Here is a 16,360-nt window from a genome sequence, read left to right as displayed (position 1 = left end):
CCTTCGGACCCCCACAAGGGGGAGGGAGACTTCCGTTGGCGCCGACTTAGGCTAGTCGCCTGTCTTTTCGGGGCAAAGAAAGAACAATTAAGGCACGCGGCAGCGTTCCCTCCCCCTTGTGGGGAGGGTTAGGGTGGGGGTCCTCTTCGAAAGAATCCATATGCGATGCGGGAGAGTGACAACTGATGCAAAATGCCTGCCGCAATGCTTGCGCAAGTGCCGCCGAACAGGGCAGTTTGCGCCTGCAGAATCGGTGAGAGCGCAATGACCATCCACACCATCAAGGCCTGGGGCATTTCGGTTTCGCTCGACCTCACGGTCGGCCATATCGCCGATATGGTCGTCGAGGGCGGCGGGCGGCAGCTGAAGCCGCTGCATCGCGCGCCCTGGGTCGATGCGGGCGAGACGCTGCCGGACAATTTGCCGGAAGGCACGGTTCGGCTGTCCGGCGATTTTCTCTGCGCGCCGTTTTCGCGCAGCGATGTCGAGGAGGCGCCGCTGCATGGCTGGCCGGCCAACAGCGCCTGGGATGTCGTCGAAAGTGTCGCGACCGACGATGGCTGGCGCGCGGTCTATCGCCTGCGGCACAAGGTGATGGGCGCCAGCGTCGACAAGATCCTGACGCTGCGCGACGGCCATCCCTTCCTCTACCAGGAGCATGTGTTTTCCGGCGGCCATGGTGCGATCTCGGTCGCCCATCACCCTATGACGGCAATGATGGGCGGCGGCAGGCTGGCCTTTTCGCAGAAGCGGTTTGCCGCGACGCTGGACGATCCACTCGAGCCGGATCCCGTGCGCGGCCGCTTCCTGCTGGCCTATCCGGCACGATCCGCCGATCTCGGCCGTTTTCCCGCCGCAGGCGGCGGCACGCTCGACCTGACGGAATACCGCATGGATGACCGCCGCGAGGATTTTATCACCCTCGTCGAAGCCGACCATGGCGGGCCGGGCTGGACCGCGCTGGCGCGCCAGGCCGAGGACGATCTGGTGCTGGTACTGAAGAACCCGGCCGAGCTGCCAATCACCATGCTGTGGTTCAGCAATGGCGGGCGCGACTACGCCCCATGGAGCGGTCGCCACCTGGGCGTGCTCGGCATCGAGGATGGCCGTGCCGCCGTCGGCCATGCCGCCTCGATCGGCGGCAACTGGCTGAGGCGCGAAGGGGTGGCGACCGCCTTTGCGCTGGACGAAAGCCAAAGCGTTTCCTTTCGCCATGTCATCGGCGCGATGCCGCTATCGGGCGGCGAGCCACCGCAAGCTGTCACGACGGCGGATGGCCGCATACGACTGGTGACGGGCGGCGCGGCGCGGGAGGTTCCCTTCGACAGCGATTTCCTGCGTATTGGGCAGCCTGTGGCTGCCTGAACGAACAGCACAGTTGACTTCTGTTCGTTCAAGGGTTCCCATCAATTGCCAAAGTTGGCGCCGCCCCTCACCTGCCTGCCGGCACCCTCTCCCCGTATAGTGACGGGGAGAGGGGCGCTCTCATCACCGATTTCGCCAACTACCAGCGTTACAGAGTAGGCGCCGAGATTGCGGCTGGCCCCTTCTCCCCGTCACTATACGGGGAGAAGTGCCCGGCAGGGCGATGAGGGGCGGCGCCAACTTTGGCAAAAGACCGCCTCCAATAGCTCAAATCCCGATTTGAAATTTCCGCCAACTGCCGACAAGATACAGCGGAAATTATCGTGCCGATCATCCAGGCCGGAGAGGCTCTCATGTCCGAAATCGCCCATCTCGCCGCCACCATCTTCAAACGCGCCGGCAAGGCAAACCGCTTCATCGTCGCCATTGCCGGTCCACCAGGCTCCGGCAAGTCGACGCTGTCGGCAAGGCTGCATGAACTGCTGCCCGAAGGGGCGGCGGAGGTCGTGCCGATGGACGGCTTCCACTATGACGACGCCGTGCTCGAGCGGCGCGGCCTGCGCGCGCGCAAGGGCGCGCCGGAAACCTTCGACTTTGCCGGGTTTGAGGCCCTGCTGAAGCGTATCCGTGCCGGCGAACCCGACATCGCCATCCCGGTCTTCGACCGCAGCATGGAGTTGTCGCGCGCCGCCGCCTCGATCGTCGCCACGCAAACCAAGTTCATCCTGGTCGAGGGCAACTACCTGCTGCTCGACGAGGAGCCATGGTCGCGGCTGGCGCCGCTGTTCGATTTCTCGATCTTCGTCGACGTGCCGCGCAACGAGCTCGAGCGCCGCCTGATGGAGCGCTGGCACGGACATGGCCGCTCCGATGAAGATGCGCGCGCCTGGATCGCGTCCAACGACCTGCCCAACATCGAGCGCGTGCTGGCGCGGCGCCGGGCTGCCGATCTTGTGATCGGCCGTTCCGCTTGATTCGACGGATTGCGCAAGGGGAACCTTAAGACTTTCAGGCCGTTATCCCGACACGGCAATTGTGCCAAAAGAGGGATTCGGTCCAATGGCAACCAAGGCAAGAAAGCCCGCGCCCGCCAAGGGCAAGGCGACCCAATCCAAGGCCGGCGCCGGCCCGGCGATGACAGCCCGTTCGAAGGACGCCAAGCCGGCCTTCGGCAAGGCAGCGCCGAAGAAAGTGGTGCCGACCGCAGCGAAAGCCGCGCCGAAAGCCGCAAAGCCGAAGAAGCCCGCGAGTTCCAGCGACTCCCTGAGCGGCAGTGCGGTGCGCACGGCCAAGGCGACGGCCAACGTCGCTGCCGGCGCGGTCATGGTCGCCGCCCGAGGTGCTGCGTCGCTCGCCGCTTCCGTCATGGGCAAAGGCGGTTCGAAGGCCAAAGCGAAGGCGAAATAGACGCGCTTCGGAGGCTGGTTCGGCTATCCCTTGGCCGGGATGGTCAGGCCTTTCTCCACCGCCGGCCGCGCCAGGCCGCGCTCCAGCCATGTCGAGACATTGACGAAATCGTCGAAGCCGACGAGTTCGCGCGCTTCGTAGAATCCGATGAGGTTGCGCACCCAGCCGAGCAGCGAGATGTCGGCGATGGTGTAGTCATTGCCCATGATCCACTTGCGCCCCTTCAGCCTGCCGTCGAGCACACCGAGCAGTCGCTTTGACTCGTCGCGATAGCGCTCCAGAGGGCGTTTGTCGGCGATCTCGCGGCCGGCGAATTTGTGGAAGAAGCCGACCTGGCCGAACATCGGCCCGACCGAAGCCATCTGGAAGAACACCCACTGGATGGTCTCGTAGCGGCGCGCGGCATCGATGGGCATGAGCAGGCCGGTTTTTTCAGCGAGGTAGAGCAGGATGGCGCCGGATTCGAACAGGCCGATCGGCTTGCCGTCCGGACCGTTCGGATCGATGATCGCCGGTATCTTGCCGTTGGGGTTGAGCGACAGGAATTCCGGTGTCCAGCTTTCGTTCTTGCCGATGTTGACCAGATGCGGCTCATAGGGCAGGCCGAGCTCCTCCAGGGCGATCGATATCTTCACGCCGTTCGGCGTTGTCGCCGAATAGAGCTGGAGCTGGTCCGGATGCTTGGCCGGCCAACGCGTTGCGATCGGAAAGGCGGACAGGTCTGCCATGGAAACTCCTGAATGGGGTTCGCGCCGAGCGGCGCGGTTTTGGCGGGTCGGCCAAGGATTAGACGCGGCGCACGGCACGATCAATATGGCGGTGAAGGGTTTCGTCCTGTACGAACAGTCAACGGAATGGTCTGCCTGGGCAGATCGCGCGCCCCTTAGATCAAACGGCCTTGAAGGCCAGCACGGCATTGGTGCCGCCGAACGCGAAGCCGTTGCTGATCGCGGCGCGCACCTTGCGCTCGCGCGGCACGTTCGGCGTGACGTCGAGGTCGCAATCGGGATCGGCCTCTCGAAAATTGGCCGTCGGCGGCACGATGCCTTCGCGGATCGCCATCACGCAGGCGATCATCTCCAGCGCCCCCGATGCGCCGAGGCAATGGGCGTGCATCGATTTGGTCGACGACACCGAAAGCTTATAGGCATGGTCGCCGAAGACGCGCTTGATCGCTGCCGTCTCGATCTGGTCGTTGGCCTTGGTGCCGGTGCCATGGGCGTTGAGGTAGTCGACATCCTCGGGATTGAAGCCGGCATCGGCCAGGCAGGCGCGCATGGCCGCCGTCGGCCCTTCGACGGTCGGAGCGACAATGTCGGACGCGTCGGCGGAAAGGCCGGCGCCGGCGACCTCGGCAAGGATGGTGGCACCGCGCGCCATGGCGTGTTCGTAGCTCTCCAGCACCGCCATGCCGGCCCCCTCGCCGAGCGACAGGCCCTGGCGATCGGCCGAGAATGGCCGGCAGGTATCGGGCGCCAGCACGCGCAATGCTTCCCAGCCCTTCAGGATACCCCAGACCAGCGGCGCATCGGTGCCGCCGGCGACCATGACGTCGGCGCGGCCGAGCCTGATCTGGTCGACGGCCGAGGCGATGGCGTGGTTGGACGACGAGCAGGCCGAGGTGACGCCGAAGACCGGGCCGCGCAGGCCGAGATTCATGCTGACATGGCCGGAGGCCGCACTTGGCATCACCTTTGGCACGGTGAAGATGCCGGCGCGATTCTTGCCTTCGATCAGGATAGCCCGATAGTTTTCCTCGATGGCTTCCCAGCCGCAGACGCCGACGCCGACGACGGTGCCCATCCGGTAGGTGGTGGCTTCATTAGAGACCAGGCCGGACTGCTGCATGGCTTCCCTGGCCGCGATCGTCGCCAGCAGGCTGAAGCGGTCCATCGACACGGTCTGCTTGCGGTCGATGCCGTGATCGGGAAGCGTCTTGATTTCGCATCCGACCTTGACCTTCAAATCATGCAGTTGCGGACTTGTGATCTGGCCGATGGCCGAGCGGCCGGCGCGCATCTCGTTCCAGATCGCGGGCGCGCTGGAGCCGAGCCCGCAAATGCCGCCCATGCCGGTGATGACAACGCGCTGCCGCATTCAGTTCAGGCTTTTTTCGCGATCAGCGCGCGCACAGCTTCGACCATGTCGCCGACGTTCTTCAGATTGCTCCAGGCGTCGACCGTGTTCATCTCGATCTCGATGCCATACTCTTCCTCAAGATCGAAGATAATCTCCGTCAGCTCGAGCGAATGGATGCCAAGCGAGGTCAATTCGGTGGTGGTGGTGATTTCTTCGCCGCCCGGCTCGGCATGAGCCTTGATCTTCGCGATGATATCCGTTGCCAGCTGGTCGGCCATTCGGTTCCTTCCCCACTATCTCGACGTTTCCCGACGCCAACTGAGCAGCGCCCCTTTTTCTCCTGGTATCAAGCCGCCGTCGTCGTTTAATACCCCCGCCAAGCGCAGCATGACCGTACCAAGGTGGTTCCCTCTATAGAAACCGAAACGTTGTCAAGCAACAAGCTATATCGAACTCCATATCGACAAAGCCGACGGAGTGCTTAACGTGCAGGCATGGATATGGGCGAACCTAGCGGCGAACATGACGGGATTTCGACGCAGCGCGTTGCGGGCGTCGCGCGGCTTTCCTGCGCGCTTAGTGAGGGCCGCACGCGCCTGCGGCGCCTCTATCAGGACGGCGCCGCCAAGATAAGAATGCCGGCCGTCTCGACCGATCCGCTCGAAGCGGTGCTGATCAACACCGCCGGCGGGATGACCGGCGGCGACCGTATCGCCTGGGAGGTGGATGTCGGCGCGGCCGCTTCGGCATCGATCACCACGCAGGCCTGCGAGAAAATCTACCGGGCGGCATCCGACCGTGCCGAAGTGCGGGTCAATTTGTCGGTCGGCGAAAATGGCCGGATCGCCTGGCTGCCGCAGGAAACCATCGTCTTCGACCGGGCGGCCTTTGCCCGCACGCTCGACGTCGAGCTTGCCGTCGGCGCCGAGGCGCTGGTGCTGGAAGCCGCCGTCTTCGGCCGCCTGGCGATGGGCGAGCGCGCCACGCAGGGCAACTTCCATGACCGCTGGCGTGTGCGTCAGGATGGCGCCCTCATCCATGCCGAGGATTTCCGCATCGGGCCCGATATCGCCGCCACGCTCGACCGCCCGGCGGTTGCCGGCGGCGCGATCGCGGTGGCGACACTGCTTCTGGTGTCGCCCCGCGCCGAGGCCCTGCTCGATCCGGTTCTGGAGATCGTCGGCGACCAAGGCAGCGCCAGCGCCTGGAGCGTGAAGAAATCTGGCAAGCTTCTTGCGAGGCTCTACGCCGGGGACGGCTACCGGCTGCGCCAGCGGCTGGTTCCACTCGTCGGATTGCTCAACGGAAGGGCGGGGTTGCCCAAATTATGGTCACTATAGGCCTGTCTCTACCAATCCAGGGAAACGCATGAACCTGACGCCGAGGGAAAAGGACAAGCTGCTGATCGCCATGGCGGCGATCGTGGCGCGCAAGCGGCTCGAACGCGGCGTCAAGCTCAACCATCCGGAAGCGATCGCGCTGATCACCGACTTCGTCGTCGAAGGCGCCCGCGACGGCCGTCCGGTCGCCGAACTGATGGAAGCCGGCGCTCATGTCGTCAGCCGCGCGCAAGTCATGGAAGGCATCGCCGAGATGATCCATGACGTGCAGGTCGAGGCGACTTTTCCCGACGGCACCAAGCTGGTGACCGTGCACGAACCGATCCGTTGAGGAGGACAGGATGCTGGAGCTGCGTCCCAACTGCGAATGCTGCGACAAGGACCTGCCGCCCGAAGCGACGGATGCGCTGATCTGCACCTTCGAGTGCACCTTTTGCGCCGGATGCGTGGAACAGGTGTTGGGCGGCATCTGCCCCAATTGCGGCGGTGGTTTTTCGGCGCGGCCGATCCGCCCGCCAGCGATGCTGAAGAAATATCCGGCGTCGAGCAGACGCGTTCTCAAGGCTGAAGGCTGCGGTCCCAGCAAGGCGGCGTAAACACCAGACCGAGCAAAACGAAAGGCAAATAGAATGATCCCTGCCAAACGCCTCTGCCTGTCGGCGATCCTGCTGCTGGCCGCTGCCATGCCGGCCTATGCTCATGTCGGCATCGGCACGGCCTCCTCCTTCACGGCCGGCTTCATGCACCCGCTTTCCGGGCTCGATCACATGACGGTGATGATCGCGGTCGGGCTGTGGGCGGCGCTCAAGGGCGGCAAGGCGGTTCTTGCCTGGCCGGCGGCGTTTGTCGGCGTCATGCTGGTCGGCGGCGCGCTGGGCATGCTGCACATGCCGCTGCCCTTCGTCGAACCGGGCATACTGGCATCGGTCGTGACGCTCGGGCTGCTGGTGGCGCTGGCGATCGATCTGCCGGTCTCGGCCGGAGTCGCCATCATCGGCCTGTTCGCACTTTTCCACGGCCACGCGCATGGCACCGAGGTGCCGGAGAATGCCGGCGGGCTTGAATACATGGCCGGCTTTGCCATCGCCACGCTGTTGCTGCATGCCGCCGGCATCGCTGCCGGTCTCGGTCTCGGCATCCGGTTCCGTGGAGTGGCCCGTGCTGCCGGTGCCGCCTGTGCGGCGATCGGCATCTGTCTCGCCTTCGGCATCGTGTGAGGGCGACCATGATCCCTGGTGAAATCATCACGGTGGGCGGCGACATCGAGCTCAACAAGGGCCTGCCGACCGTCACCCTGAAAGTCGCCAACAGCGGCGACCGGCCGATCCAGGTCGGTAGCCACTACCATTTCTTCGAGACCAATGAGGGGCTGAAATTCGACCGCGAGCGCGCCAGGGGCATGCGTCTCGACATTGCCGCGGGCACGGCCATGCGTTTCGAGCCGGGGCAGGAGCGCGACGTCACGCTGGTGCCGCTCGGCGGCAAGCGCGAGGTCTACGGATTTCAGCAGAAGGTGATGGGCAAGCTGTGAAATCTTCCGGCGCGCTCAGCTCAGTTCGATGGCTTGGCCGCGGCGTAGATGACGATCTTTCCGGGATCGTCGAATTCGACGGCAAGGACATCCTGCGCCTGCACGCGCCGCGATTCGATGGCGTTGAACAGCAGCGCGTTGGCCTCGATCTCCTTGCGCAGCTCGGTGATGTCGTCCTGATGCTGCTTGACCTTGCTTTCGATCTCCGGCGGCGGACCGCCTTCGCTGCGCGCGGCATCGGTGAGGAACACGATGTCGACCTTGTCGAGCTTGGACGTCTTGCGCACCGTACCGATGTTTTCACGCGTGCGGTCGATCGCCGTGTTGACGCTGCGGGCCTCAGCGGTGGCCTTGGCCTCTTCCTGCTTGACCTGCGAGCCGACGATGCGGTTGACGGTCTCCGTGCTTTCCAGCCCTTGCGCCTTCAATCCGGTAGCCGGACCGGCAGCCGCCAGGAACGCCATGGCGGCGACTGCCCGCATTCCGGTCGAGAAAGAATTGGTCGCCATCGCTCGCTCCTGAGAGAAATCGTTTCGGGGCGCGGGTTAGCGCGAAAAAAACAAAACGAATGCCGCCCGGCGAAGGTTCCTTTCCCGATGCGGCCGGCCGGCCGGATGCCGGCCCGCCGTGCCGTGGCGTCAGCTCGCCTTCTTGGTGATCAGGGTCAGTGCACCATTGGGTTCCATGCTGGCCGCGACCACCTGCGCCGAGGTCATTCCCTTGGCCTCCAGCGCCGACTTCACCTTGGGTGTGGCATCGATCGAGCTGCGCAGTTTCTTCAAGCCGTCATCGCCGCGCTGGGCGATCACCTGGTTGACCTGCGTCTGGGTGTCCTTGGCAACTCGGTGATGTCGACGATGTTGACGCTTTGGATCGTCGGCACCGCAGGCTGAGCCTGGGGCGTGGCTGGAGCAGGCGTTGCCGGCGCCGGAGCAGGCTGTGGCGTGGGTTGCTGCTGGGCACTGGCGGCGCCCGCCAGCATCAGGCTGGCTGCGGCGGCAAGAATTATCGTTTTGCGCATGGATTTTCCTTTCCATCGATTGGCAAACGGTCGGTCTGGGGTGACACCCTAACCTCAACCGCCAAATGGGATCAGAAGGTGTCGCCCAGCGGGTCATTGCGTGACCATAGGATGGCAGCAATGTGCAGCACCGCTTCAATCCAACCGCATTTCAGGAGCAATCGCTGATGGCCAGAATTACCCGCGCCGCCTATGCGCAGATGTATGGCCCGACGGTCGGCGACAAAGTGCGCCTTGCCGACACCGAACTGTTCATCGAGGTCGAGAAGGATCTCACCATCCATGGCGAAGAGGTGAAATTCGGCGGCGGCAAGGTAATCCGTGACGGCATGGGCCAGAGCCAGGTTTCCAGAGCCCAGGGCGCCGTCGACACGGTGATCACCAACGCACTGGTGATCGATGCCAGCGCAGGCATCTTCAAGGCCGATATCGGGCTTCGCGACGGGCGCATCGCGGCCATCGGCAAGGCCGGCAATCCGGACACCCAGGATGGCGTCACCATCATCATTGGTCCCGGCACCGAGATCATCGCCGGCGAGGGCAAGATCCTGACCGCAGGCGGCTTCGACGCGCATATCCACTTCATCTGCCCGCAGCAGATCGAGGAAGCGCTGATGTCAGGCATCACCACCATGCTCGGCGGCGGCACCGGTCCGGCGCACGGCACGCTGGCCACCACCTGTACGCCGGGACCATGGCACATGGCCCGCATGATCCAGTCCTTCGATGCCTTCCCGATGAACATCGGCCTGTCGGGCAAGGGCAATGCCTCGTTGCCCGCCGCGCTCGAGGAAATGGTGCTGGGCGGCGCCTGCTCGCTGAAGCTGCACGAAGACTGGGGCACGACGCCGGCGGCCATCGATTGCTGCCTGTCGGTCGCCGACGACTACGACGTGCAGGTGATGATCCATACCGATACGCTGAACGAATCCGGCTTTGTCGAGAACACGGTCGCTGCCATCAAAGGCCGCACCATCCACGCCTTCCACACCGAGGGCGCCGGCGGCGGCCACGCACCCGACATCATCAAGGTCTGCGGCCTGCCCAACGTCATCCCGTCCTCGACCAACCCGACGCGGCCCTACACGGTCAACACGCTGGCCGAGCATCTCGACATGCTGATGGTCTGCCATCATTTGTCGCCGTCGATCCCCGAGGATATCGCCTTTGCCGAAAGCCGCATCCGCAAGGAGACCATCGCGGCCGAAGACATTTTGCACGACATCGGTGCCTTCTCGATCATCTCGTCGGACAGCCAGGCCATGGGCCGCGTCGGCGAAGTCGCGATCCGCACCTGGCAGACCGCCGACAAGATGAAGCGCCAGCGCGGCTCGCTGCCGCAGGAGACCGGCAACAACGACAATTTCCGCGTCCGCCGCTACATCGCCAAATACACGATCAACCCGGCCATCGCGCATGGGCTGTCGAAAGACATCGGCTCGATCGCGGTCGGCAAGCGCGCCGACCTGGTGCTGTGGAACCCGGCCTTCTTCGGCGTCAAGCCGGACATGGTGCTGATCGGCGGCATGATCGCCGCAGCACCCATGGGCGACCCCAACGCCTCGATCCCGACGCCGCAGCCGATGCACTACCGGCCGATGTTCGGCGCCTATGGCAAGGCCAGGACAAACTCGTCGGTGACCTTTGTTTCGAAAGCCGCGCTCGAGTCAGGCCTGCATGGCAGGCTTGGCGTCGACAAGCAGTTCGTCGCCGTCGAGAACACCCGCGGCGGCATCGGCAAGCATTCGATGGTGCTCAACGACGCCACGCCGCATGTCGAGGTCGACCCGGAAACCTATGAGGTGCGTGCCGACGGCGAGCTTTTGACCTGCGAGCCGGCGACGGTGCTGCCGATGGCGCAGAGATACTTTCTGTTCTGAAGCGGCGATTCGACGGGGCGAGCATTATCCGTTGCAGCCCTTGGTGGGAGGCAGCAATATGCGGCCGACCAACAGTTGCATTGTGATCGAGCATGGCCACCGAAATCGCTTCCGCCCACGACATTTTCCCGCATATCCGCATCGTCATGGGCATGGTGATCGGGCTTGGCGTCGCCCGCCTGCTGTCGGGGGTGGCGCGCATCGTCCAGCATCCCGGCCAGTACAAGCTCTATCCCGTGCATCTGGCCTGGGTCGTCTCGGTGCTCCTGATGCTGGTGCATTTCTGGTGGTGGGAGTTCGGCCTCTACGCCATCGAGACCTGGACCTTCGGCAAGTACCTGTTCATCATCTTCTACGCGATCACGTTGTTCCTGCTGTGCGCGCTTTTGTTTCCCGATTCGATGCTGGACTACACCAGCTACGAGGATTTCTTCTATTCGCGCCGTGCGTGGTTCTTCGGCCTGCTGGCTGCGACCTACCTGCTCGACGTGATCGACACGCTGCTGAAAGGGCCGGAGCATTTCGCCCGCTTCGGCAGCGAGTATCTGTTCCGCACGCCGGTCTTCGTTGCGCTGTGTATCGTCGCGATCCTGGTGCGCGATCGCCGCTTCCACATCGCCTTCGTCACGGCGGCGCTTATCTACCAGATATCGTTCATCCTGCGGCTCTTCGACACCATCGTCTGAACGAACGCGATGGTCTAGCTTGTTGGGGAAAGGCAGGGTTCGACATGTACAAGGCCGTCGGATCGCGCGGATCCCGGGTCAGCCGCGTTCTCTGGATGCTCGAGGAGCTTGCGCAGCCTTATGAATTCGTCGAGGTTCATCTGCGCTCACCGGAAGCCTATGCGCTCAACCCATCGGGCAAGGTGCCGATCCTCATCGACGGCGAACTGACGGTGACGGATTCGGCGGCGATCTGCGTTTATCTCGCCGACAAGCACGCGGACAAGGGAATGGGCGCCAATCCGGGTATCGCCGGCCGGGCCGAGATGGATTCCTGGATGCATTTTGCCCAGAGCGAGTTGGAAGCGCCGCTGTGGAACAAATTGCGCCATCGCTTCCTGCTGCCTAGGGATGTGCGCGTCGATGTCGGTCCTGCGGCGGCTTACGATTTTGCCTCGGAACTGAAGGCGCTGGAGCGGCGGCTGGGCGACAAACCGTTTGCGCTCGGCGATCGGTTTTCCGCTGTCGATGTGCTGCTCGGCGACATGGGCGGCTGGGCTCGCGCCGGCCGATTCCCGATCGACTCCGAGCGCGTCAACGCCTATTTCGACCGCGTGCTGGCACGGCCCGCCCGTGCACGGGCGCAAGCAAATGGGGGATCCATGAAATGAAGCTCAACCTCAACACCGACTTCACCAAATTCCCGCGCGCCGTCTCCGTACTGTCCGCCGGCAATGCCGGAACCACCCTATCGTTGGGCCGGGCCATTCTCGCCCATGACGAGCGGCATCTGCGCCGCCGCGCCATCGAGCTTGCCGACGGCAGCAAGGTGCTGGTCGACCTGCCCGAACCCGTCTCCTTGAACGATGGCGACCGGCTGGTGCTGGAGGATGGCGGCCATGTCGAGATCGTCGCGGCGGCGGAAGAGGTCTATGACATCCGCGCCCGCGACGGCGTGCATCTGGCCGAACTCGCCTGGCACATCGGCAACCGTCATCTCGCAGCAAGCATCGAGGCCGGGCGCATCCTCATCCTGCGCGACCATGTTATCAAGGCGATGCTGGAGGGGCTGGGCGCCACGGTGGCCGACGTTTCCGAACCGTTCAAGCCGGTGCGCGGCGCCTACTCCGGGCATGGCGGGCCAAGCCACGATCACGGCCATGCGCATGCGCATAGCCACGCCGAAGCGCACAGCCATTCTCATGACGAAGCGCATTCCCATTCGCACAGTCACGCCGGCCATCACCACGACCATGACTGACCAGCCTTCGAATATCGCCCTGCTGCGGCTGATGGCGTGGCTGTCGCCTGCCTTTCCGGTCGGCGGCTTTTCCTACAGCCATGGCCTCGAACGCGCGGCGCATGACGGGCTGGTTGCCGATGCCGAAAGCCTTGCCGACTGGCTGGAAACGTTTGTCGAGATCGGTTCGGGCTGGAACGACGCCGTGCTGTTCGCCGAGAGCTGGCGCCGGGCACGCGGCACCGGTGATCTCGATGAAGTGGCGGCACTCGCCGAGGCGCTCGCCGGCTCGCGCGAACGCCATACCGAAACCATGCTGCAGGGTGCGGCCTTCCTCAAAGCGGCGGCGGCCTGGCCTAATCCGGTGCTGGCGCGCCTGCCGGCCGAATGCGCCTATTGCGTCGCCGTCGGCGCCATTGCCGGCGGCAACGGCATCGCGCTTCAGGACGCGCTGTCAGCCTTCCTGCAAACCTTCTTCTCCAACCTCGTGCAGGCAGCGATCCGGCTTGGCGTTGTTGGCCAGAACGGCGCGACCGCGTTGTTAGCCGGCTTCGAGCCGCTGGCGCTGGCGACCGCAAGCCGCGCTGCGCGCTCGACATTGGACGATCTCGGCGGCTGCGCCTTCGTCTCCGATGTCATGGCGATGAAGCATGAAACCCAGTATTCGCGACTGTTCCGCTCATGATTTTTCTCGCTTTCTCGCTCTCCCTTGTTCTGCTGCTGATCACCACGCTGCATGTCTATTGGGGCCTTGGCGGCATCTGGCCGGGCCAGGATGCGGCCTCCTGCGCCCGCGCCGTTGTCGGCTTTCGCGGCGTCGATGAAATGCCGACGCCGTTCGCCAGTTTCGCCGTCGCCGCGTGTCTCTGCCTGGCGACACTATGGCCGCTGGCGCTCATGGGCGTCTTTGCCTCGCCCTTTCCCCGGGAAGGCCTCGCCGCCACTTCGCTGCTCATCGGCCTGGTGTTCCTGGGTCGCGGCATAGCCGGCTTCACGCCATGGTGGCGGCGGCTGGCGCCGGAACAACCTTTCGCGCGGCTCGATGTCCGCTATTATTCGCCGCTCTGCCTGTCGATCGGGCTCGGCTTTGCCATCCTCGCCATCACGGAGTTTCCCGCATGACACAGACAAATGGCCCGCTGCGCGTCGGCATTGGCGGCCCGGTCGGTTCGGGCAAGACGACGCTGACCGAAAAGCTGTGCAAAGCGTTGCGCGACGAGTTTTCCATCGCCGTCGTCACCAACGACATCTATACCAAGGAAGACGCCATGATGCTGGCGCGGCTGCAGGCACTGCCCGAGGACCGCATCATGGGTGTCGAGACCGGCGGCTGCCCGCACACCGCCATCCGCGAGGATGCGTCGATCAATCTGCAGGCGATCGCCGAAATGAACAGGAAATTCCCGGATCTCGACATCGTCTTCGTCGAATCCGGCGGCGACAATCTTGCCGCGACCTTCTCGCCTGACCTCGCCGACCTGACGCTCTATGTCATCTCGGTTTGCCAGGGCGAGGAGATTCCGCGCAAGGGCGGGCCGGCGATCACCCGCTCCGATTTCCTGGTGATCAACAAGAGCGATCTTGCTCCTTACGTGAACGTCAACCTCGATGTCATGGAGAGCGACGCCGGCCGCATGCGCGGCAAGCGGCCGTTCGGCTTCACCGACCTGTCGCGCGGCAAGGGGCTGCAGGAGGTGATCGATTTCATCATCGAGCATGGCGGCCTGCGAGCCGGCGCTGCCGCTGCCAGCACGGCGGCGTGAGACAGCTATCCCTGCACCAACCAAAACCGGTTGCGGGGATCGACTGGCCACGGCATTCTTGCCGAAACTGGAGGATTCTAGGATGAGCCTTGCCCGTCTGCAAAAGGAAACGCTGACCAACCTGCCCTACTATGAGGAGCGCGTCGATCTTGCCTGCGCCTTCCGCTGGACGGCAAGGCTCAACATGCATGAGGCGGTGGCCAATCACTTCTCGCTGGCCGTCAATGACGACGGCACACAGTTCCTGATGAACCCCAACCAAGTGCATTTCTCGCGCATCAAGGCGAGCGACCTTCTGATGATCGATGCCAACGATCCAGAAACGCTCTCCGGCCCCAATGCGCCCGACCCGACGGCGTGGGGACTGCATGGCGCCATCCATCGCAATGTGCGCCACGCGCGCTGCGTCATGCATGTGCACTCGATCCACGCCACAGTGCTGGCATCGCTCGCTGACTCGACATTGCCGCCGATCGACCAGAATTCGGCGATGTTCTTCAACCGCCATGTCGTGGACGCGCATTATGGCGGGCTGGCCTTCGAGGAGGAAGGCGAGCGCTGCTCGCAGCTTCTCGTCGATCCCAAGGTCAAGGTGATGGTGATGGGCAACCACGGCGTGCTGGTCATCGGCGACACGGTCGCCGATGCCTTCAACCGCATGTTCTATTTCGAACGCGCCGCCGAGACCTACATCAAGGCGCTGTGGACCGGCCGCCCGCTGCGCACGCTATCCGATGCGATCGCCGAGAAGGCGGCAAGCGAGATGGACGACTATCCTGGCCAGGCCGAGCGCCATCTCAGCGAACTGAAGGCGATCCTCGACGAGCAGGAACCGGTCTACCGAAATTGAGGACCCTTCTCCCCGTCACTATACGGGGAGAAGGTGCCGGCAGGCGGATGAGGGGCGGCGCAAGCCCCGAAAGTGTGGGACGAACCAAAACTCGGCCTGACCGTGATCTCAATACGCCATGGAAAGCGCCTTCATTATCAATCGCGGCGCCGCCCCTCATCGCCCTGCCGGGCACTTCTCCCCGTACAGTGACGGGGAGAAGGACGGTCTTATTCGCCGGTTTCGCCAATCATCGACGTCGCAGGAAGAGCCACCCACTTCCCCCAAACTTAAAGCCCGAGTTCAGCCCGCAATTCCTCGGCGCTGTTGATGACGACGGCGCCGGGCGGGCCTTCCATCAGCTTTTCCGGCCAGAAGATCGTCTTCATGCCCGCCGCCAGTCCCGCCATGGCGCCGGGCCAGCTGTCGTCGATCGCCACGGCGTGCGCGGGGTCGACATCGGCCAGATAGGCGGCGCGCAGGAACGGCTCGGCATGCGGCTTGCCTTCGCGCACATCGTTGCGGCTGATCGTCTTCATGCCGGGGTAGATCAGGCCGACCATGCTCAGATTGGCGTCGACGATCATCCGGTCCGAATTCGAGACCACGGCCTGCTGGATGCCTCTTGCACGCAGCTCGTTGAAAATCTCGATCGCGCCGGGGCGCGGCTTCAGCCCCTCGACCAACGGCAGATAATGCTCGTATTTGCGTACGATCCAGTCGTCGAAAGGCAGGTCCAGGCCGAACTCGTCGCGCATCATCTCGTAGACCGGCCAGGCGGCAACGCCGAGCACGCGCTCATGCAGATCGTCCGGCGGGACAAGGCCGACATTGCGCATCGCCGCCACCAGGGCTGCTTCGTGCAGCGGTTCGCTGTCGACCAGCGTGCCGTCCATGTCCCAGAAAACCGCTTTCGGCATCATGCGAGGCTCCTTTTTGCCATCCCTTAAAGGGTTTAAGCCGGGAGATAAACCTTCGGAGCGCAAGAACCTGCCGCCTGCCGGACCGCGGCCAAGTCTCTTTGGCGACACAGGCAGAAAAACTGGGCCGTGCCTACGCCGATGGACAGCAAGCAATTGCTCCCGAGATTGACAATTGCGCAGCAGGCCGTTCCCTGCGAAAGTGGGCATGGGCCGCTCTCATGACCGGCGGTCTCGGGAGGCAGGACTTTGAATAGCCGGCAGGATGGTGGCAGCAACAGGCTGGACGATGCGGCGCGCGCCGGCTGGCTTTATTATTT

Annotated in this window: 21 protein-coding genes and 1 pseudogene; 16 read left to right on the top strand and 6 right to left on the bottom strand. The window is 64.0% G+C overall.

Annotation, left to right across the window (positions count from 1 at the left end):
- The first annotated feature begins 264 nt into the window (after positions 1-264).
- The 3 genes from EOD15_RS12175 to EOD15_RS12160 all read left to right on the top strand — a co-directional run bounded on the left by EOD15_RS12175 (position 265) and on the right by EOD15_RS12160 (position 2,772).
- The gene (locus tag EOD15_RS12175; protein ID WP_127408518.1) at positions 265-1,365 is read left to right on the top strand and encodes a hypothetical protein; all 1,101 of its coding nucleotides are present in this window, start codon (positions 265-267) and stop codon (positions 1,363-1,365) included.
- A gap of 353 nt (positions 1,366-1,718) precedes the next feature.
- A complete protein-coding gene (locus tag EOD15_RS12165) occupies positions 1,719-2,339 on the top strand; it encodes a nucleoside triphosphate hydrolase (protein WP_127318256.1) in 621 nt (206 codons plus the stop codon).
- Positions 2,340-2,424: 85 nt separating this feature from the next.
- Entirely contained in the window at positions 2,425-2,772 is a 348-nt protein-coding gene (locus EOD15_RS12160) for a hypothetical protein (RefSeq protein WP_127318254.1), read from the top strand.
- Positions 2,773-2,795: 23 nt separating this feature from the next.
- On the opposite strand, the gene EOD15_RS12155 is transcribed toward EOD15_RS12160, so the two are convergent.
- From EOD15_RS12155 to EOD15_RS12145, 3 genes are all read right to left on the bottom strand, one after another.
- Complete coding sequence (locus EOD15_RS12155; RefSeq protein WP_127318252.1) at positions 2,796-3,500, bottom strand: glutathione S-transferase N-terminal domain-containing protein; 705 nt, start codon at positions 3,498-3,500, stop codon at positions 2,796-2,798.
- A gap of 160 nt (positions 3,501-3,660) precedes the next feature.
- Positions 3,661-4,869, bottom strand: coding sequence for a beta-ketoacyl-[acyl-carrier-protein] synthase family protein (locus EOD15_RS12150; protein WP_127318250.1), 1,209 nt, complete (start codon positions 4,867-4,869; stop codon positions 3,661-3,663).
- Positions 4,870-4,874: 5 nt separating this feature from the next.
- Positions 4,875-5,129: an acyl carrier protein gene (locus tag EOD15_RS12145; RefSeq protein WP_013528393.1), complete on the bottom strand. Its 255-nt coding sequence runs from the start codon at positions 5,127-5,129 to the stop codon at positions 4,875-4,877.
- A gap of 222 nt (positions 5,130-5,351) precedes the next feature.
- Here EOD15_RS12145 and EOD15_RS12140 point away from each other — a divergent pair, with 222 nt between their 5' ends.
- Genes EOD15_RS12140 through EOD15_RS12120 form a run of 5 tightly spaced genes read left to right on the top strand, consistent with a single transcriptional unit; the run spans position 5,352 to position 7,722 of the window.
- Complete coding sequence (locus EOD15_RS12140) at positions 5,352-6,191, top strand: urease accessory protein UreD (RefSeq protein WP_127318248.1); 840 nt, start codon at positions 5,352-5,354, stop codon at positions 6,189-6,191.
- A 28-nt stretch (positions 6,192-6,219) separates the two neighbouring features.
- A complete protein-coding gene (locus EOD15_RS12135; RefSeq protein WP_015314510.1) occupies positions 6,220-6,522 on the top strand; it encodes an urease subunit gamma in 303 nt (100 codons plus the stop codon).
- 10 nt (positions 6,523-6,532) lie between these two features.
- The gene (locus tag EOD15_RS12130; protein ID WP_127269527.1) at positions 6,533-6,787 is read left to right on the top strand and encodes a DUF1272 domain-containing protein; all 255 of its coding nucleotides are present in this window, start codon (positions 6,533-6,535) and stop codon (positions 6,785-6,787) included.
- A gap of 33 nt (positions 6,788-6,820) precedes the next feature.
- Positions 6,821-7,408, top strand: coding sequence for a HupE/UreJ family protein (locus EOD15_RS12125; protein WP_127318246.1), 588 nt, complete (start codon positions 6,821-6,823; stop codon positions 7,406-7,408).
- Positions 7,409-7,416: 8 nt separating this feature from the next.
- Positions 7,417-7,722 carry an urease subunit beta gene (locus EOD15_RS12120; RefSeq protein WP_027040029.1) on the top strand — a complete coding sequence of 102 codons (306 nt, stop codon included), beginning with the start codon at positions 7,417-7,419 and terminating at the stop codon, positions 7,720-7,722.
- A gap of 20 nt (positions 7,723-7,742) precedes the next feature.
- Here EOD15_RS12120 and EOD15_RS12115 read toward each other — a convergent pair whose 3' ends face one another.
- Both EOD15_RS12115 and EOD15_RS12110 read right to left on the bottom strand, forming a co-directional pair.
- Entirely contained in the window at positions 7,743-8,231 is a 489-nt protein-coding gene (locus EOD15_RS12115) for a hypothetical protein (RefSeq protein ID WP_127318244.1), read from the bottom strand.
- A gap of 129 nt (positions 8,232-8,360) precedes the next feature.
- Positions 8,361-8,743: pseudogene (locus tag EOD15_RS12110) on the bottom strand (hypothetical protein).
- A gap of 164 nt (positions 8,744-8,907) precedes the next feature.
- Between EOD15_RS12110 and ureC the strand changes: the two are divergent.
- From ureC to EOD15_RS12070, 8 genes are all read left to right on the top strand, one after another.
- Entirely contained in the window at positions 8,908-10,623 is a 1,716-nt protein-coding gene (gene ureC / locus EOD15_RS12105) for an urease subunit alpha (protein ID WP_164748835.1), read from the top strand.
- A gap of 92 nt (positions 10,624-10,715) precedes the next feature.
- A complete protein-coding gene (locus EOD15_RS12100) occupies positions 10,716-11,309 on the top strand; it encodes a hypothetical protein (RefSeq protein ID WP_127318240.1) in 594 nt (197 codons plus the stop codon).
- 44 nt (positions 11,310-11,353) lie between these two features.
- Entirely contained in the window at positions 11,354-11,959 is a 606-nt protein-coding gene (locus tag EOD15_RS12095) for a glutathione S-transferase family protein (RefSeq protein WP_127318238.1), read from the top strand.
- Complete coding sequence (gene ureE / locus EOD15_RS12090) at positions 11,956-12,549, top strand: urease accessory protein UreE (protein ID WP_127318236.1); 594 nt, start codon at positions 11,956-11,958, stop codon at positions 12,547-12,549. The genes EOD15_RS12095 and ureE overlap by 4 nt, the downstream gene beginning before the upstream one ends.
- Positions 12,542-13,213 (top strand): urease accessory protein UreF, encoded by a 672-nt coding sequence (locus EOD15_RS12085; RefSeq protein WP_164761563.1) that lies wholly within the window; start codon positions 12,542-12,544, stop codon positions 13,211-13,213. The genes ureE and EOD15_RS12085 overlap by 8 nt, the downstream gene beginning before the upstream one ends.
- Positions 13,210-13,650, top strand: a complete 441-nt coding sequence (locus EOD15_RS12080) for a DUF3995 domain-containing protein (RefSeq protein WP_127318232.1) — start codon at positions 13,210-13,212, stop codon at positions 13,648-13,650. The genes EOD15_RS12085 and EOD15_RS12080 overlap by 4 nt, the downstream gene beginning before the upstream one ends.
- Entirely contained in the window at positions 13,647-14,291 is a 645-nt protein-coding gene (gene ureG / locus EOD15_RS12075) for an urease accessory protein UreG (RefSeq protein WP_127318230.1), read from the top strand. The genes EOD15_RS12080 and ureG overlap by 4 nt, the downstream gene beginning before the upstream one ends.
- A gap of 82 nt (positions 14,292-14,373) precedes the next feature.
- The gene (locus EOD15_RS12070) at positions 14,374-15,141 is read left to right on the top strand and encodes a class II aldolase and adducin N-terminal domain-containing protein (protein ID WP_127318228.1); all 768 of its coding nucleotides are present in this window, start codon (positions 14,374-14,376) and stop codon (positions 15,139-15,141) included.
- Between the two features lie 269 nt (positions 15,142-15,410).
- Here the strand turns inward: EOD15_RS12070 and EOD15_RS12065 are convergent, their stop codons facing one another.
- The gene (locus EOD15_RS12065; RefSeq protein WP_127318226.1) at positions 15,411-16,043 is read right to left on the bottom strand and encodes an HAD family phosphatase; all 633 of its coding nucleotides are present in this window, start codon (positions 16,041-16,043) and stop codon (positions 15,411-15,413) included.
- Between the last annotated feature and the right edge of the window lie 317 nt (positions 16,044-16,360).

The sequence above is a fragment of the Mesorhizobium sp. M7A.T.Ca.US.000.02.2.1 genome, from assembly GCF_003996995.1.
GTDB lineage: Bacteria > Pseudomonadota > Alphaproteobacteria > Rhizobiales > Rhizobiaceae > Mesorhizobium.
Note: the sequence above shows the minus strand (reverse complement) of the source record. Positions and strands in the feature narration are given on the sequence as shown.

What these genes read in the sequence shown, in the direction of transcription:
- EOD15_RS12065 (WP_127318226.1), bottom strand. Translation starts at nt 16,043, where the DNA reads ATGATGCCGAAAGCGGTTTTCTGGGACATGGACGGCACGCTGGTCGAC.
- EOD15_RS12130 (WP_127269527.1), top strand. Translation starts at nt 6,533, where the DNA reads ATGCTGGAGCTGCGTCCCAACTGCGAATGCTGCGACAAGGACCTGCCG.
- EOD15_RS12145 (WP_013528393.1), bottom strand. Translation starts at nt 5,129, where the DNA reads ATGGCCGACCAGCTGGCAACGGATATCATCGCGAAGATCAAGGCTCAT.
- EOD15_RS12135 (WP_015314510.1), top strand. Translation starts at nt 6,220, where the DNA reads ATGAACCTGACGCCGAGGGAAAAGGACAAGCTGCTGATCGCCATGGCG.
- ureG (WP_127318230.1), top strand. Translation starts at nt 13,647, where the DNA reads ATGACACAGACAAATGGCCCGCTGCGCGTCGGCATTGGCGGCCCGGTC.
- EOD15_RS12095 (WP_127318238.1), top strand. Translation starts at nt 11,354, where the DNA reads ATGTACAAGGCCGTCGGATCGCGCGGATCCCGGGTCAGCCGCGTTCTC.
- EOD15_RS12070 (WP_127318228.1), top strand. Translation starts at nt 14,374, where the DNA reads ATGAGCCTTGCCCGTCTGCAAAAGGAAACGCTGACCAACCTGCCCTAC.
- EOD15_RS12085 (WP_164761563.1), top strand. Translation starts at nt 12,542, where the DNA reads ATGACTGACCAGCCTTCGAATATCGCCCTGCTGCGGCTGATGGCGTGG.
- EOD15_RS12165 (WP_127318256.1), top strand. Translation starts at nt 1,719, where the DNA reads ATGTCCGAAATCGCCCATCTCGCCGCCACCATCTTCAAACGCGCCGGC.
- EOD15_RS12150 (WP_127318250.1), bottom strand. Translation starts at nt 4,869, where the DNA reads ATGCGGCAGCGCGTTGTCATCACCGGCATGGGCGGCATTTGCGGGCTC.
- EOD15_RS12100 (WP_127318240.1), top strand. Translation starts at nt 10,716, where the DNA reads ATGGCCACCGAAATCGCTTCCGCCCACGACATTTTCCCGCATATCCGC.
- EOD15_RS12125 (WP_127318246.1), top strand. Translation starts at nt 6,821, where the DNA reads ATGATCCCTGCCAAACGCCTCTGCCTGTCGGCGATCCTGCTGCTGGCC.
- EOD15_RS12140 (WP_127318248.1), top strand. Translation starts at nt 5,352, where the DNA reads ATGGGCGAACCTAGCGGCGAACATGACGGGATTTCGACGCAGCGCGTT.
- EOD15_RS12160 (WP_127318254.1), top strand. Translation starts at nt 2,425, where the DNA reads ATGGCAACCAAGGCAAGAAAGCCCGCGCCCGCCAAGGGCAAGGCGACC.
- EOD15_RS12155 (WP_127318252.1), bottom strand. Translation starts at nt 3,500, where the DNA reads ATGGCAGACCTGTCCGCCTTTCCGATCGCAACGCGTTGGCCGGCCAAG.
- EOD15_RS12115 (WP_127318244.1), bottom strand. Translation starts at nt 8,231, where the DNA reads ATGGCGACCAATTCTTTCTCGACCGGAATGCGGGCAGTCGCCGCCATG.
- EOD15_RS12080 (WP_127318232.1), top strand. Translation starts at nt 13,210, where the DNA reads ATGATTTTTCTCGCTTTCTCGCTCTCCCTTGTTCTGCTGCTGATCACC.
- EOD15_RS12175 (WP_127408518.1), top strand. Translation starts at nt 265, where the DNA reads ATGACCATCCACACCATCAAGGCCTGGGGCATTTCGGTTTCGCTCGAC.
- ureE (WP_127318236.1), top strand. Translation starts at nt 11,956, where the DNA reads ATGAAGCTCAACCTCAACACCGACTTCACCAAATTCCCGCGCGCCGTC.
- EOD15_RS12120 (WP_027040029.1), top strand. Translation starts at nt 7,417, where the DNA reads ATGATCCCTGGTGAAATCATCACGGTGGGCGGCGACATCGAGCTCAAC.